The organism is Pseudomonas sp. H3_D04, assembly GCF_054669175.1.
Window position 1 is genome coordinate 5,417,517 of the sequence record NZ_CP162801.1, and the last position, 15,488, is coordinate 5,433,004.

The 15,488-nt window shown below is 60.7% G+C and carries 13 protein-coding genes and 2 pseudogenes; 6 read left to right on the forward strand and 9 right to left on the reverse strand.

The window, feature by feature from the left end; translation table 11 throughout:
- Positions 1-3: 3 nt before the first annotated feature.
- The 6 genes and pseudogenes from AB4N91_RS24910 to AB4N91_RS24935 all read left to right on the forward strand — a co-directional run bounded on the left by AB4N91_RS24910 (position 4) and on the right by AB4N91_RS24935 (position 4,401).
- Positions 4-282 carry a twin-arginine translocase TatA/TatE family subunit gene (locus AB4N91_RS24910; RefSeq protein WP_010464483.1) on the forward strand — a complete coding sequence of 93 codons (279 nt, stop codon included), beginning with the start codon at positions 4-6 and terminating at the stop codon, positions 280-282.
- A 10-nt stretch (positions 283-292) separates the two neighbouring features.
- On the forward strand, positions 293-739 hold the full coding sequence (gene tatB, locus AB4N91_RS24915) for a Sec-independent protein translocase protein TatB (RefSeq protein ID WP_010464485.1): 447 nt from the start codon (positions 293-295) through the stop codon (positions 737-739).
- Complete coding sequence (gene tatC / locus AB4N91_RS24920; protein ID WP_460111854.1) at positions 736-1,542, forward strand: twin-arginine translocase subunit TatC; 807 nt, start codon at positions 736-738, stop codon at positions 1,540-1,542. The genes tatB and tatC overlap by 4 nt, the downstream gene beginning before the upstream one ends.
- Positions 1,539-2,246 (forward strand): 16S rRNA (uracil(1498)-N(3))-methyltransferase, encoded by a 708-nt coding sequence (locus tag AB4N91_RS24925; RefSeq protein ID WP_010464490.1) that lies wholly within the window; start codon positions 1,539-1,541, stop codon positions 2,244-2,246. Before tatC ends, AB4N91_RS24925 begins: the two co-directional genes overlap by 4 nt.
- A 367-nt stretch (positions 2,247-2,613) precedes the next feature.
- Positions 2,614-3,495 (forward strand): annotated as a pseudogene (locus tag AB4N91_RS24930) (methyl-accepting chemotaxis protein); the annotation flags it as partial.
- A 201-nt stretch (positions 3,496-3,696) separates the two neighbouring features.
- A complete protein-coding gene (locus AB4N91_RS24935; RefSeq protein ID WP_371918554.1) occupies positions 3,697-4,401 on the forward strand; it encodes a methyl-accepting chemotaxis protein in 705 nt (234 codons plus the stop codon).
- 126 nt (positions 4,402-4,527) lie between these two features.
- Here the strand turns inward: AB4N91_RS24935 and AB4N91_RS24940 are convergent.
- The 9 genes and pseudogenes from AB4N91_RS24940 to hutI all read right to left on the reverse strand — a co-directional run.
- Positions 4,528-4,695 (reverse strand): annotated as a pseudogene (locus AB4N91_RS24940) (peptide ABC transporter ATP-binding protein); the annotation flags it as partial.
- A gap of 113 nt (positions 4,696-4,808) precedes the next feature.
- The gene (gene mdoH, locus AB4N91_RS24945; protein WP_010464496.1) at positions 4,809-7,379 is read right to left on the reverse strand and encodes a glucans biosynthesis glucosyltransferase MdoH; all 2,571 of its coding nucleotides are present in this window, start codon (positions 7,377-7,379) and stop codon (positions 4,809-4,811) included.
- The gene (locus tag AB4N91_RS24950) at positions 7,372-9,201 is read right to left on the reverse strand and encodes a glucan biosynthesis protein G (RefSeq protein WP_010464497.1); all 1,830 of its coding nucleotides are present in this window, start codon (positions 9,199-9,201) and stop codon (positions 7,372-7,374) included. Before AB4N91_RS24950 ends, mdoH begins: the two co-directional genes overlap by 8 nt.
- A gap of 276 nt (positions 9,202-9,477) precedes the next feature.
- On the reverse strand, positions 9,478-9,915 hold the full coding sequence (dtd, locus tag AB4N91_RS24955) for a D-aminoacyl-tRNA deacylase (RefSeq protein ID WP_010464499.1): 438 nt from the start codon (positions 9,913-9,915) through the stop codon (positions 9,478-9,480).
- Positions 9,912-10,883 (reverse strand): prolyl aminopeptidase, encoded by a 972-nt coding sequence (gene pip / locus AB4N91_RS24960; RefSeq protein ID WP_010464501.1) that lies wholly within the window; start codon positions 10,881-10,883, stop codon positions 9,912-9,914. Before pip ends, dtd begins: the two co-directional genes overlap by 4 nt.
- Before the next feature lie 105 nt (positions 10,884-10,988).
- Complete coding sequence (locus tag AB4N91_RS24965; RefSeq protein WP_042932444.1) at positions 10,989-11,906, reverse strand: alpha/beta hydrolase; 918 nt, start codon at positions 11,904-11,906, stop codon at positions 10,989-10,991.
- A 208-nt stretch (positions 11,907-12,114) separates the two neighbouring features.
- The gene (locus AB4N91_RS24970; protein WP_010464505.1) at positions 12,115-13,071 is read right to left on the reverse strand and encodes a choline ABC transporter substrate-binding protein; all 957 of its coding nucleotides are present in this window, start codon (positions 13,069-13,071) and stop codon (positions 12,115-12,117) included.
- A gap of 311 nt (positions 13,072-13,382) precedes the next feature.
- Positions 13,383-14,186, reverse strand: a complete 804-nt coding sequence (gene hutG, locus AB4N91_RS24975) for an N-formylglutamate deformylase (RefSeq protein ID WP_010464507.1) — start codon at positions 14,184-14,186, stop codon at positions 13,383-13,385.
- 10 nt (positions 14,187-14,196) lie between these two features.
- A complete protein-coding gene (gene hutI / locus AB4N91_RS24980; protein ID WP_172792056.1) occupies positions 14,197-15,402 on the reverse strand; it encodes an imidazolonepropionase in 1,206 nt (401 codons plus the stop codon).
- Positions 15,403-15,488: the final 86 nt, after the last annotated feature.

Here is a 15,488-nt window from a genome sequence, read left to right on the forward strand (position 1 = left end):
AACATGGGCATTTTTGACTGGAAACACTGGATCGTCATCCTGGTTGTTGTCGTGCTGGTGTTCGGCACCAAGAAACTGAAAAACCTCGGCACTGACGTGGGCGAGTCGATCAAGGGTTTCAAGAAAGCCATGAACGATGACGAGAAACCGGCCGATCCTACCGTGACTCCGGCGCAACCGGTTCCACCTGTTCAGCCACAGACCACGCAGTCCGTGAACCAGCCGCACACCATCGACGTGCAGGCGCAAAAAGTCGAAGAGCCGATCCGCAAAGACGTGTGAGCACTGACTAATGTTTGGTATCAGCTTCTCTGAACTGCTGCTCGTCGGCCTCGTCGCCCTGCTAGTGCTGGGCCCCGAGCGCCTGCCGGGCGCTGCGCGCACCGCCGGCCTGTGGGTCGGTCGTCTGAAGCGCAGCTTCAACGCGATCAAACAGGAAGTTGAACGTGAAATCGGTGCCGACGAGATTCGTCGGCAACTGCACAACGAGCACATCCTGTCGCTGGAACAGGAGGCGCGGAAGATTTTCACGCCGACCCAGCAGGAGGCCACGCCCGTTCAGCCTGTTGAACCGATCGCGGAGCAAACGATTCATGCCGCCGCCGAGCCAGCACCTGTCGTCGCCGTAGAAGCACCTGCACCCGTTGTTGCAACGCCACCGGTTGAACCTGCCACGCCTGCGGCTGCGCCTGTTGCGCCGGCCCCTCATGACCCAACACTGGCGCCGCGAGCCCCATGAGCGATCTTCCTGAAAACGACCAGCACATGCCGCTGGTTTCGCACCTCACCGAGTTGCGTACCCGCCTGCTGCGTTGCGTAGCGGCGATCTTCATCATCTTCGCCGGGTTGTTCGCCTTCACCCAGCAGATCTATACCTTCGTTTCGACGCCGCTGCGCCAGTATTTGCCCGTGGGCGCAACGATGATCGCCACTGACGTGTCGTCGCCGTTCCTGACGCCATTGAAGCTGACCATGATGGTCTCGCTGTTCCTGGCAATCCCGGTGATCCTGCATCAGATCTGGGGCTTCATCGCGCCGGGGCTGTACAAGCATGAGAAGCGCATCGCCGTGCCGTTGCTGGTGTCCAGCATCATGCTGTTCTATGCCGGCATGGCATTCGCCTATTACCTGGTGTTCCCGCTGATCTTCAAATTCTTCGCCGCTGCCACCCCGGCCGGCGTGGAAATGATGACTGACATCAGCAGCTACCTCGACTTCGTCATGACGCTATTCTTTGCCTTCGGCGTGGCGTTCGAGATCCCGGTGGCTGTGGTGCTGCTGGTATGGATCGGCGTGGTCGACGTCAAATACCTGAAGAAAATCCGCCCCTACGTGATCATCGGCTGCTTCGTGGTCGGCATGATCCTGACACCACCGGACATCTTCTCGCAGACGCTGTTGGCTGTACCGATGTGGCTGTTGTTCGAGATCGGCATCCTGTTCGGCGGTCTGATCAGCAAGCGCAGCGATCATCCAGACGATCAGCCGGACAACCAGCCGGCAGACGATCACAACGACCAGCCGCCAGCGACCCAGCCGTGAACCTGCTGCTCCTCGAAGAGGCCGATTTCATTGCGGCCGACCGGGTGATCCTGCGTGATCGCCGGTTGACGCACATGCAGGAAGTCCACCGCTGTGAAGTGGGTGACAGCATGCGCGTCGGGCGTATCGGCGGCCTGATGGGTGCAGCCGAAGTGCTGCGCCTGGACGCTGATGAAGCAGAATTGCGCGTCACCCTTGACCAGCCGCCGCCGACCAAGCTGCCCCTGACACTGATATTGGCCCTGCCACGGCCGAAAATGCTGCGCAGGGTGTTTCAGACCGTGGCGGCCATGGGTGTGCCACGAATCATCCTGGTGAACAGCTATCGCGTCGAGAAGAGCTTCTGGCAGACGCCGTTTCTGGAACCTGAAGCGATTCGCGAGCAATTGATCCTCGGCCTGGAACAGGCCCGGGACAGCGTGCTGCCGGAAATCGTCATCGAGAAGCGCTTCAAGCCGTTCGTCGAAGATCGGCTGCCGGCCATTTCTCAAGGCACCCTCGGCCTGGTGGGTCACCCGGGCAATTACCCGCCCTGCCCTCGCGGCCTGAATGAACCGGTGACCCTGGCCATCGGCCCCGAAGGTGGCTGGATCCCTTACGAAATCGACCTGCTGGCCAAGTCTGGCCTGCAACCGGTACAACTCGGCGAGCGCATCCTGCGCGTCGAAACCGCCGTCACCGCCCTGCTCGCCCGCCTCTTTTAAGATCAAGCACGGTCACTGTGGCGAGGGAGCTTGCTCCCGTTTGGGCGCGCCGCGGCCTCCGCTTTTTTCCTGCAAAACCGTATCAACCTGATTTGCGACTGCTTCGCAGCCGGACGGGAGCAAGCTCCCTCGCCACAGGGATTTACTCGACCTGAATACCGCGCTGTACCTACAGATTCCCGGCCGCCGGCCGATACAGCTCCCATAAAACCAATTTGTAGTCCGAGGGAGTAGCAGCATGTACCGTTGGCTAACCGAGAGTCTGGGAAACGTAAGCGTCAATCGCAAACTGGGGATCGGTTTCGGTCTGGTGCTGCTGCTGACGCTGCTGATCACCTTCACTGCCTGGACCGGCCTGACGGGCGTGATGAGCCGGGGCGACAAGCTGGGGTTCATTGCCAGCCTCAACGACCAGACCAAAGACCTGCGCCTGGCCCGTCTGGACTACGAAATGCGCCGAGGCGAACAAGGCCCGGGCGCCGTCAACGATCTGTTGAGCCAACTCGACACGGGCCTGCAAACCGCACGCAAATTGATCGAACAGCCTGCTGATGCGGCGATGATCGACCAGCAACTGGCCGCCGTCAGCCAGTACAAGCAAGCCTTCATCGCGATGACCCAGGCCGGCGCCAACCGCGAAGACGCCCGCAGCAAACTGGGCGCGACCGCCGATAACGCCGTGGCCCGCGTCGCTGAAGTCGAAAAGTCCATGCTGCAAGGCGACAGCGTCGCCGACTTCAACAGCGTGATCGACCTGAGCAAACTGATTCAGCAGGCACGCTTCCAGGTGCGCGGCTACACCTACAGCGGCAAGACCGAGGCCGAGCAACCTGCACTGGACGCCATCGACAACGCTCTGAAGAACCTCGAAAGCCTGCCCTCCAAACTGCCGGAACAGCACATTGCCAACCTGCAGCAGGCCAGCGATTCGCTCAAGGCCTATCGCGCCGCCGTCAGCCAGTTCCGCGACTCGCAAGTGGCCAGCGCCGCCGCCCTCAAGCGTATGGCCGCGCAAGGCGATATCTTGCTCGACGTCAGTAAAAAACTCACCGTGTCACAAACCATCGTCCGCGACAGCGACGCCGCACACGCCAAAAACCTGCTGCTGATGGCCACCGTTCTGGCCCTGGCGTTTGGCTTGCTGGCGGCATGGGCGATCACTCGCCAGATCGTGGTTCCGCTGAACCAGACCCTCAAAGTCGCCGAACGCGTGGCGGCTGGCGACCTGACGCAAAACCTTGTTTCTGAACGTCGCGACGAATTGGGCCAGCTCCAGCGTGCCATGCAGAACATGACTCTGGGCCTGCGCGAACTGATCGGCGGTATCAGCGATGGCGTAACGCAAATCGCCAGCGCCGCCGAAGAACTGTCCGCCGTCACCGAACAGACCAGCGCCGGGGTCAACAGCCAGAAGGTCGAGACCGATCAGGTGGCCACGGCAATGAACGAAATGACGGCCACCGTGCAGGAAGTCGCGCGAAACGCCGAAGAAGCCTCCGAAGCTGCCGTCGCCGCCGATCAGCAGGCCCGCGAAGGTGACAAAGTGGTCGGAGAGGCCATCGCTCAGATCGAGCGCCTGGCCCTTGAGGTCGGCAATTCCACAGCGGCCATGGGTGATCTGAAACGCGAGAGCGACAAGATCGGCAGCGTGCTGGACGTGATCAAGTCCGTGGCCCAACAAACCAACCTTTTGGCCCTCAACGCCGCGATTGAAGCCGCCCGTGCCGGTGAGGCCGGACGTGGTTTCGCGGTGGTCGCCGACGAGGTGCGTAGCCTGGCCCAGCGCACTCAGAAGTCCACCGAGGAAATCGAAGAGCTGATCGTCGGCCTGCAAACCGGCACCCAGCAAGTGGCGACCATCATGGACAACAGCCGCAGCCTGACCGACAGCAGCGTCGAACTGACCCGCCGCGCCGGTAGCTCGCTGGAAAGCATCACCCGCACGGTGTCGGCGATTCAGTCGATGAACCAGCAGATTGCCGCCGCTGCCGAGCAGCAAACCGCAGTGGCCGAGGAGATCAACCGGAGCGTGCTGAACGTGCGCGATGTGTCCGAGCAGACCTCGGCAGCCAGTGAAGAGACCGCGGCGTCCAGCGTCGAGCTGGCGCGCCTGGGGACGCATCTGCAGATGCTGGTGGGCAGGTTCAAGGTTTGAAACCGAGGTGATGCCTTCGCGGACAAGCCTCGCGCCTACAGGACTTTGCGTATCGCTCGATTGAGCCACGACACAATACTGTAGGAGCGAGGCTTGCCCGCGAAGGCGTCACGACAGGCGCTCAAGCTACAAAACCTGACGCAAGAAGGCCTGCGCCCGCGGATCCTTCGGCGCATCGAAGAACTCGGCCGGCAAGGCATCTTCCAGCAATTTGCCGTGATCGAAGAACAGCACTCGATCCGCGACTTCCCGTGCAAAGCCCATCTCGTGGGTGACGCAGACCATGGTCATGCCTCCGTTTGCACAAGGGTTTAAGCAGGAATTGTTGCTCTAACGCTGATCGTTCACACGCTCTGTGTGGGAACGATCATCAGCGCAAAAAAACCCCGCTTTCGCGGGGTTTCTCGTCAGGCCAACTGAGGCTGCGCACTCAGTGGTTTGAGCGGTAGCAGCGGCGCATGGGGATCGGCTTTCACCGATTTGCGCCAGGCCGCCAGCCACTCGGGATGGCCTTCATTCCAGATCTGCTCATGCAAGCGAGCCAATGCCACCGGGTCGCTCAGCAATTGCACACGCTCATTGTTGTTCAGGCCGTCAGGCCCGACTTTTAATGCGTGACGCACCCGCTCGATGCGCAACCATTCGATCGGCTCGGCCTGACCGTGACGCGAGGTCGCCAGCGAGCACGCCAAGGCGTTCTGCTGTGGATCGACCACCGCACGGATGAAACCGTCGTTCAGTGCATGCCAACGGTTTTCGTGGGTGTACTGATCGGTTGCCAGCAACGCCTGCGGCGGATTGTATTCCTCAGGGATCAGGAACAGGCTTTCGTCACGGGACTTGAGGCCCAGGCCGACACGACTGGAAATCACCGATACCGGGATCGACAGCATCAACGAACCGACGATCGGCACCAGCCACCACAGGAAGCTCGGGTTCAGCCAGACCACCAGCAGGGCCCAGAAGAAGCCCAGCAAGGTTTGCGGACCGTGGCGCTTGACCGCTTCGCTCCATGGCGTGGAGTCGTCGTCACGTTGTGGCGAATTCCAGGTCGCGGCCCAGCCGAGGAACGCGGCGAGGACGAAACGGGTGTGGAAAATCATCCGCACCGGCGCCAGCAGCATGGAGAACAGCATCTCCAGCAGCATCGACAAGGTCACCTTGAACTTGCCACCGAACTCTTTCGCGCCCTTGGCCCAGATCAGGATGATGCTCAACAGCTTCGGCAGGAACAACAGCACAATCGTCGTCGAGAACAGCGCAATTGCTTTGTCCGGGTGCCATTGTGGCCACAGCGGATAGAGCTGACGCGGCTCAAGGAAGTACTGCGGTTCCATCAAGGTGTTGACCGCCAGCAGCGCCGTCGACAACACCAGGAAGAAGAACCATAACGGCGCCGACAGGTAAGACATCACACCGGTCAGGAACACCGCACGGTGCACCGGGTGCATGCCCTTGACCAGGAACAGGCGGAAGTTCATCAGGTTACCGTGGCACCAGCGACGGTCACGCTTGAGTTCGTCCAGCAGGTTCGGCGGCAGTTCTTCGTAGCTGCCCGGCAAATCGTAGGCAATCCACACGCCCCAGCCGGCACGGCGCATCAGCGCAGCTTCGACGAAGTCGTGGGACAGAATCGCACCGGCAAAAGCACCTTTACCCGGCAACGGCGCCAAGGCGCAGTGCTCGATGAACGGCTTCATGCGGATGATCGCGTTGTGGCCCCAGTAGTGGGATTCACCCAACTGCCAGAAGTGCAGGCCGGCGGTGAACAACGGACCGTACACGCGGGTAGCAAACTGCTGCATACGCGCATAAAGGGTGTCCATGCCCGACGCACGCGGCGCGGTCTGGATGATCCCGGCGTCCGGCGTGGCTTCCATCAAGCGCACCAGGCTGGTCAGGCAGTCACCGCTCATCACGGAGTCCGCGTCGAGCACGACCATGTACTTGTAGTCGCCGCCCCAGCGACGGCAGAAGTCGTCGAGGTTGCCGCTTTTACGTTTCACACGACGGCGACGACGGCGATAGAAAATCTTGCCGAAACCCTTGGCTTCACGGCAGACGTCCAGCCAGGCTTGCTGCTCGGCCACGCAGATGTCCGCGTCATTACTGTCACTGAGGACGAAGAAGTCGAAACGATCCAGGTCACCCGTGGCTGCAACCGACTCGAAGGTCGCACGCAAACCGGCAAACACCCGTGGCACGTCTTCGTTGCAGATCGGCATCACCAGTGCAGTGCGCGCGTCCTTGGCAATTGGCTCGTTGCCAGCACTTTTACCGGAGATCCGGTATTTGTCGTGGCCAGTGAGCAATTCGAGGAAGCCCATCAGCGCCGTCCAGAAACCGGCCGAGACCCAGCAGAACAGAATCCCGAACAGAATCAGGATGCTGGTTTGCAGCGCATACGGCAGCACTTGCGTGACGGTTTTCAGGATCGGCTGGTGCAGAACCTCGTTCAGGTCGACGAACGACCAGCCCTGGTACGGCATGATGCCTTTCATGTACCAGCCGGCGACAATGGTCTGGCCAAGCATCAGGACCAGCAGAATGTAACGGCGGATCGAACCGACGGTGCGCCAGCGAGCCGCCGGCAGCACATTCTCGTCTTTCGGCGGGGCCGGGGGATTGGTGCGACCGGTCAGACGCCGCCAGCCACGCACCAGAATGTTGGTGCGCCACGGCTCCGGCACGACTTTGGTCCGACGGATCGGCGGGGTGGCCTTGAGGCAAACCCGACCACTGGCGTCGACCGCCAGCATTTCCGCTTCTTCCAGTTCTTCAGCAGTGCTCAGGGTCAGGCGACGGCCCACCGAGGCTTGGGCAGCCTCGGTCGGAGCGTCGAACGTCGAAGACGACAGACGTTGGTGCAATTCGCTGAAGGACTGGCAGCCCGCGAGTTCCGCGCGCTGCTGGTCGGTCATCGGTAGATGCGCCAGATACTCGGCAAGAGTCTCTGGCTGTAGTTGAGAATTACTCATCGGCAGGCAACTGGTAGCTCCAGGTCTCGGTCAGGACTTCTTCCGTCGCTGCCGATTCCGGTGTGGCTGGGGCCGCGTCCGCAGCAACAGGCTGCTTGGCGTCTTTGTTGTCCTTGTCCTTTTCCTTGGTATCGGCAACTGGCTTCGCGTCGGCCTGCTTGGCTTCGGCTTGCTTGGCGTCCTTGGCTTCCTTGTCCGCCTTCTCTTGTTGCTTGGCGGCCACTTTATCGGCCTTGGCAACCGAAGAGTTGGAGACTGGCAGCGAGTTCTTGGCGAGGTCGCCTGGCACGATGTTCTCAACCAGTGCCGCACGCATCTCGGTAGGCTTGCCCGGATCCTTGATTTTCATCCGCAGGGTCAGGCGCCAGCCCTTGGTTTCAGGGTTGTAGCGCACGCTGTTTTCGACCAGCTCGGCATTGTCGCCCACGCTGACCTGGCTGCGAACGTCCGCGGTTTCCGGCAGCGCTGCCAGGGACGGACCTTCGAAGTCCACCAGATAGGCAACGCTGCCATCCGGCTGACGGATCAGGTTGGACTGTTTCACGTCACCCGTGGAACGCAGGGTCTGTTGGACCCAGGCGCTGTCCGGTGCGTGAAGGGCTGCTTCGTCGATGGTCCAGTGCATGCGATAGGCGACGTCCAGCGGCTGACCAGGCTCAGGCAGTTTTTCCGGGCTCCAGAACGCAACGATATTGTCGTTGGTTTCGTCGGCAGTCGGAATCTCTACCAGATCGACGGAACCCTTGCCCCAATCGCCTTTTGGTTCGATCCAGGCACTTGGGCGCTTGTCGTAGCGGTCGTCGAGGTCTTCATAGTGGCTGAAGTCGCGGCCACGTTGCAGCAAGCCGAAACCACGCGGGTTTTCGATCGAGTAGTTGCTCACGGCCAAGTGTTTTGGATTATTCAGTGGACGCCAGATCCATTCGCCGTTGCCGGCATGAATCGACAGACCGCTGGAATCGTGCAGTTCACGACGGTAGTTCAGCACTTTCGACGGCTGGTTGGCGCCGAACAGGAACATGCTGGTCAGCGGCGCAACGCCAAGCTTGGTGACCTTGTCACGCAGGAACATGCGGGCCTTGACGTCGACAATGGTGTCGCTGCCAGGACGCAGGGTCAGACGATAAGCACCGGTGGCGCGTGGCGAATCCAGCAGCGCGAAGATCACCAGGTGTTTGTCACCCGGTTTTGGCCGTTGAATCCAGAATTCGGTGAAGCGCGGGAATTCTTCGCCGGACGGCAATGCGGTATCGATGGCCATGCCGCGAGCGGACAAGCCATAGGTGTGACCCTTGCCGACAACGCGGAAGTAGCTCGCGCCGAGCATGGTCATGATTTCGTCTTGCTTGTCGGCCTTGTTGATCGGGTAAAGCACACGGAAACCGGCATAACCCAGTTGTTCGGTAGCTTTAGGATCGAACTTCACATCGCCGAAATCGAAACGAGTTGGGTCGTATTTGATCTCTTCGACGGTGTTGGCCGTGATTTCGTTGATTTTCACCGGCGTGTCGAAGTGCATGCCCTGGTGATAGAACGAAAGCTTGAACGGGGTTTTCTGATCGGCCCACTCGGCTTTTTCAGTGCGGAAACGAATTTTTTGATAGTCCGCGAATTTCATTTCGCGGAATTCGTTCGGCAGGTTACTGCGCGGGGCTTCGTATTTTTGTCCGGCCAGCTCTTTCGCCTTGACCGATACATCCTCCAGATTGAATGCCCAAATCTGGCCGGCGCTGAGCAAGCAGAGCAGTGCAGAGCCCGCTACCAGAGCGCTTCGGAACCGTTTGGCAGTCAATTTTGGTGCATTACAGGGAGTAACAATCACGAGCAACCCTCGCCGAAAACAGATCAAAAAACCAACGGCCAGCTATCTATATGCCAGGTTGGCGAGCATTGTTCCGACTCCTATGGGGCTAAATGATTCCCCAACAGGTCTCGGACAAGTCTCTACCTAAGTCAAAATGGACCAACGAACGCTGATCCCCGTAGCGCGCGATTATCTAGTAGGCCGCGTTACAACGCATCAGGGGTAACAAAGTATTTATCGCGAAAAACCCCTGTTTTCAGTCGAAAAGCCCTGAAAAACATGTTTCAAGTGCTTTCACGTCTGTAACAGGAAGGTGACCGGGCCATCGTTGACCAGGTGCACCTGCATGTCCGCGCCGAATCTACCTGATGCCACAGTGCCATGCACCTGTTTCGCTTTGCTTAATAAATAGTCGAAAAGCTCCTCGCCCAGGGCAGGAGGGGCAGCGGTCGAAAAACTCGGGCGCAACCCGCTCTTGGTGTCTGCGGCCAGGGTGAACTGCGAGACCAGCAGCAACCCGCCGCCAACATCCGCCAAAGACAGATTCATCTTGCCCTCGGCGTCACTGAATACTCGATAGTTAAGCAGTTTATGCAGAAGTTTGTCGGCGCTGGCACGAGTATCCTCGGGCTCTACCGCCACCAGCACCAACAACCCCTGATCGACCGCCCCCACCACTTCCCCCGCTACCTCGACTCGCGCGCCATGCACGCGTTGCAGCAGGCCTTTCATGCTTCTTCGGGCGGCAGGTCGAGCAGGCGGCGAGCCATCTGCCCGGCGGCACGCACCAGTGCATCGGTGATGCCCGGCTCGGACGCGGCGTGGCCGGCGTCGCGGATCACCTGGAGTTCACTGTTCGGCCAGGCCTGATGCAGTTCCCAGGCGTTGTCCAGTGGGCAGATCACGTCATAACGACCGTGGACGATCACGCCAGGCAAATGGGCGATCTTGCCCATGTCGCGAATCAGCTGGTTCGGCTCGAGGAAGGCATTGTTGGTGAAGTAGTGACATTCGATACGTGCGATGGACAATGCGCGCTGCGGCTCGGAGAAGCGATCAACCACCAGCGGATTCGGACGCAAGGTCGCGGTCCGGCCTTCCCAGGTGGACCAGGCCTTGGCCGCATGCATCTGGGCGATCTGATCGTTGCCGGTCAGGCGCTTGTGGAAAGCGCTGAGCAAGTCGCCGCGCTCATCCAATGGAATCGGCGCGACATAGTCCTGCCAGTAATCGGGGAACAGACGGCTGGCGCCACACTGGTAGAACCACTCGATTTCCTGCGGCCGGCAGAGAAAAATCCCGCGCAGGATCAGACCGTGTACACGCTCCGGGTGGGTTTGCGCGTAGGCCAGCGCCAGGGTCGAGCCCCAAGAGCCGCCAAACAGCACCCATTTTTCGATGCCCAGGTGTTTGCGAATGCGCTCAAGGTCGGCGACCAGATCCCAGGTGGTGTTGTTTTCAAGACTGGCGTGGGGCGTGGAACGCCCGCAACCGCGCTGGTCGAAGGTCACGATGCGGTACATGTTCGGATCGAAGTACCGTCGACTCTGGGCATCACACCCGGCACCGGGGCCGCCGTGGATGAACACCACCGGCAAACCTTCCGGTGAACCGCTTTCGTCGACATACAGGGTGTGAGTTTCATCGACGGCCAGATCGTGCCGGGCGTGGGGTTTGATCTGCGGGTACAAAGTCTGCATTGCGCGCTCCGTAAGGGGTCGAGGTCATCCCTGGGGGGACTTCTATTATTCTGCCGTCCGGCATCATAAACCCGAATTACGCCAATGAGCATGCCCCTTGCAGCGTCATAACCTGTCAGCCAAAAACCCGAGCAGCGTTTCATACAGCAAGTCGACCTCGGCGACCTGGCCCCGGGCCCGCAAACAGCCATGAACCAGCCCTTTTCCATAGTAAAGCGTGGTGGGCACACCCGCGGCCTGGAGATGCTCGGCATAGAGCACGCCGTCATCGCGCAGCGGATCGAATTGCGCCACGGCAATCAATGCCGGCGGCAGCCCGCCAAAGTCTTCGACGAGCAACGGCATGGCATAGGCGCCCGGCTGTCGGGTGCCGCGCAGGTACAAGGCGTGATAACAATCCACATCGCTGCTGGCGAGCAATGGCGCGTCGATGCATTCGCTACGCGACGGCAACGAGCGATCGCCGCCCAGTCCCGGATAGATCAAAACCTGCGCCGCCGGGACCGGCTCGCCCGCATCCCGCAGCGCCAGACACAACGCAGCAGCCAGATTGCCACCGGCACTGTCCCCCGCCACCAGCGTTCGTCCGGGATCAAGCCGAAAAGGTCCGCTTCGCAGCGCGCGCCAGACTCCCAGGCAATCATTGAACGCCGCCGGAAAAGGATGTTCCGGCGCCAATCGGTAATCGACCGCGATCACCAGTGCGCCGAGTGTCGACGCCAGTTCGGCGCAGATGAAATCGTGGGATTCCAGATCCCCTACCACCCAACCACCGCCATGCAGATACACGATGCACGGTCCACCGCCGGTCGGAGGTGAAACCGGCGGCTGATAAGACCGCACCGGCACGCCGGCCAACTCGAAATCGACCACGTAGAGCCCGGCGGGACGTGGCGGAGTGAACGCCCGGCACATCGCGCTGTAGGCCTGGCGCAAACCGTCGAGGCTGCTGTCGGTGCTGTTGAAGCTGACAGTTTTTTCGACGAACGCCGTCATCTGTTCAGATAAGGGATAAGAGGCCATAAGTCTGGTGCCAGTTAGTTCAGCGATTTGGAATGGGAACCCGGTTCTGTGGCGAGGGAGCTTGCTCCCGCTGGGCTGCACCGCAGCCCCCAAACCATTCAATCGGGTTTTATCAGATACACCCGAGCAGCCGGGTTTACGACGGCTTCGCCGCCGAGCGGGAGCAAGCTCCCTCGCCACAGGACAGCACTTGCCGAAGGAAAGGTGATCAGTTTTTCAGGCTGGCTTGTACGGTGGCTAAGCCATCCTTGCCATCAAAACTGCTGACACCCACCAACCAACGCTGCAGATCCTCCGGATGATCACGCAGCCATTGCCGGGCAACGTCCTGAGGCGTCTTGCGCTCCATGATCGGCACCATCAACTGGCTTTCCTGGGCGGCGGTGAAAGTCAGGTTCTCCAGCAAACGGTTCACGTTCGGGCAACGTTCGGCATAGTCCGGGGACGTCACAGTCGAGACCGTCGCTGCGCCTTCGTTGGGGCCATAAACGTCTTCGCTGCCGGTCAGGTAGGCGATTTTCATGTTGATGTTCATGGGGTGCGGGGTCCAACCGACGAACACCACGAACTCCTTACGGTTCACCGCCCGCTGAACGGCCGCGAGCATGCCGGCCTCACCGGACTCGATCAGCTTGAAGTCTTTCAAGCCGAAGTGATTGGTCTCGATCATGGTTTTGATCGTGGTGTTGGCGCCACTGCCGGGCTCGATGCCATAGATCTTGCCGCCGAGCTTGTCTTTGAACTTGGCGATGTCGGCGAAGGTTTTCAGCCCGGCGTCCGCAACGTACTGAGGCACCGCGAGCGTTGCCTGCGCGTCGGCCAGGCTCGGCTTATCCAGGACCTTCACTTGTTTGGCATCAAGGAACGGCGCGATGTTCTTGTCCATCGCCGGTTTCCAGTAACCGAGGAAGATATCGAGGCGTTTGTCGCGGATGCCGGCAAAGATGATTTGCTGCACGGCGCTGGTTTGCTTGCTTTCGTAGCCGAGGCCGTTGAGCAATACGTCAGCCATGCCGCTGGTGGCGATCACGTCGGTCCAGTTGACCACGCCCATGCGCACGGCCTTGCAGGACGCGTCGTCACTGGCCAGGACGCTAGTGCTCAGAAGAGCGGTGCCGCAGAGGATTGAGAGACAGCGGGTGAACAAACCTTTGGTGCTTGTCATAGAGAGCGTTCTCGTGCGGCAGATTATTGTGAGGGCCGGTGTCTTCTTGCACCGTGACCAGCACATTACGCAGCGTCGAGAGGGTAAAAGCGAACTGTAGCGACCGAGATTTGCACGGTGGCGACCGTTACGCTCAGGTATCGAGACCAACCCCACTCTGTGGCGAGGGAGCTTGCTCCCGCTGGGTTGCGAAGCAGTCCCCAACCCATTCAACCGAGTGTTATCAGATACACCCGACTCGCCGGGTTTACGACGGCTTCGCCGCCGAGCGGGAGCAAGCGCCCTCGCCACAAAAGCGCGCTCCCACAGGGTTATGCGTTGTAGTGCTTTTGGCCCCAGGCCAGCAGGCCTTGCAGCAATTCCTTGAGCACAACCTGCGTCGGCGCCGCGAGGTCCGGGCGATAGCGAAACGGCTCAAACTCTTCCATGTACGTGCACTGCCCTAGCTCCAGTTGCACCGCATGGATGTTTTCGGCCGGGTTGCCGTAATGCCGGGTGATGTGGCCGCCCTTGAAGCGACCGTTCAGCACGTGGCTGTAATCGGTGTGCCTGGCGCAGATCGCTTCCAGCTGAGTGGCCAATTGTGGATCGCAACTGGCGCCGTTGAAGGTGCCGAGGTTGAAGTCCGGCAGCTTGCCGTCGAACAGGTGCGGGATGATCGAGCGGATCGAATGCGCATCGAACAGCAACGCGTAGCCGAACTCGGCTTTGAGTCGCGCCAGTTCGTTCTGCAGGGTGGTGTGATACGGCGTCCACACCTGCTCCAGATATGTTGCTCGTTCCGCCGCCGACGGTTCCATCCCTTCACGGAACAACGGAATGCCGTCGAACAGCGTCGCCGGATACAGACCGGTGGTGGCGCCGACATACAGCGGCTTGTCGTCAGACGGACGGTTCAAGTCGATGACGAAGCGCGAGTACTCGGCAGCCAATGTACTGGCGCCCAGTTCGGCAGCGAACTCATAAAGTTGGGGAATGTGCCAGTCCGTGTCCGGCAGGCTGCGCGCATCGGGGATCAACCCGGCTTCCACCGCTGGAGTCAGGCGCAGGCCGGCGTGGGGCATGCTGATCAGCAGCGGCACGCGACCTTGTTTGAAGTTCAGAACCTTATCCACAACTGCTCTCCTAAACGCTCGTTTCGACGCCGTGACGCACGACGCGTTTTTCCAGGTCACCGCCCAGCCAGTACGACAGATCGGCGGGACGATCGATTTGCCAGGCGACGAAATCCGCGACCTTGCCGGCTTCCAGCGAACCGTGAGTGTCAGCCATGCCCAGCGCGGTGGCGGCATGAATGGTCGCGCCCGCCAAGGCTTCTTCCGGGGTCATGCGGAAACAGGTGCAGGCCATGTTCAGCATCAAGCGCAACGACAGCGCCGGTGACGTGCCGGGGTTGAGGTCGCTGGCGATGGCGATTTTCACGCCGTGTTTGCGCAGGGCATCCATCGGTGGCAACTGGGTTTCACGCAGGAAGTAAAACGCACCGGGTAGCAGCACCGCGACGGTGCCGGATCTGGCCATGGCGATGGCGTCGTCTTCGGTCATGAATTCCAGGTGATCGGCCGACAGAGCGTGGTAACGCGCCGCCAGGCTCGAACCGTGCAGCGACGACAATTGCTCGGCGTGCAGCTTCACCGGCAGACCCAGTTCTTGTGCGGTGATGAACACCCGCTCGACCTGTGTCGGCGAAAAGGCCAGGTATTCACAGAACGCGTCCACCGCATCCACCAGCCCTTCGGCGGCCAGGGCCGGGAGCATTTCAGCGCAGATGTGATCGATGTAGTCGTCGGCGCGATCCGCATATTCCGGTGGCAACGCATGAGCGGCCAGGCACGTGCTGCGCACGCTGACCGGCAGTTCGGCGCCGAGACGACGGATGACTCGCAGGATCTTGCGTTCACTGGCCAGGTCGAGGCCGTAGCCGGATTTCATTTCGACCGTGGTCACGCCGTCGCGCATCAGGCTTTTCAGACGCTTGGCGGCGCTGGCGAACAGCTCATCTTCGGTCGCGGCACGGGTGGCGCGCACGGTGCTGGCGATGCCGCCACCGGCTGCTGCAATTTCCGCGTAGCTGACACCTTTCAGGCGCTGTTCGAATTCACCGCTGCGGTTACCGCCGAACACCGTGTGGGTGTGGCAGTCGATCAGGCCCGGGGTGACCCAGGCCCCTTTCAAATCATTGACCGCCGGGTACTCACCCGACGGCAGTTCACTGCGCGGGCCGACCCACTCAATGTGCGCACCGGACGTCACGATGGCCGCATCCTCGATGATCGAGTAGACGCCTTGCGCCATGGTTGCGACGTGGCAGTGTTGCCAGAGAGTTTTCATCCCGAGTTCCTCGTCTTTGATCGTTCCCACGCTCCACGTGGGAATGCCTCTAGGGACGCTCTGCGTCCAGTGACGCGGAGCGTCAC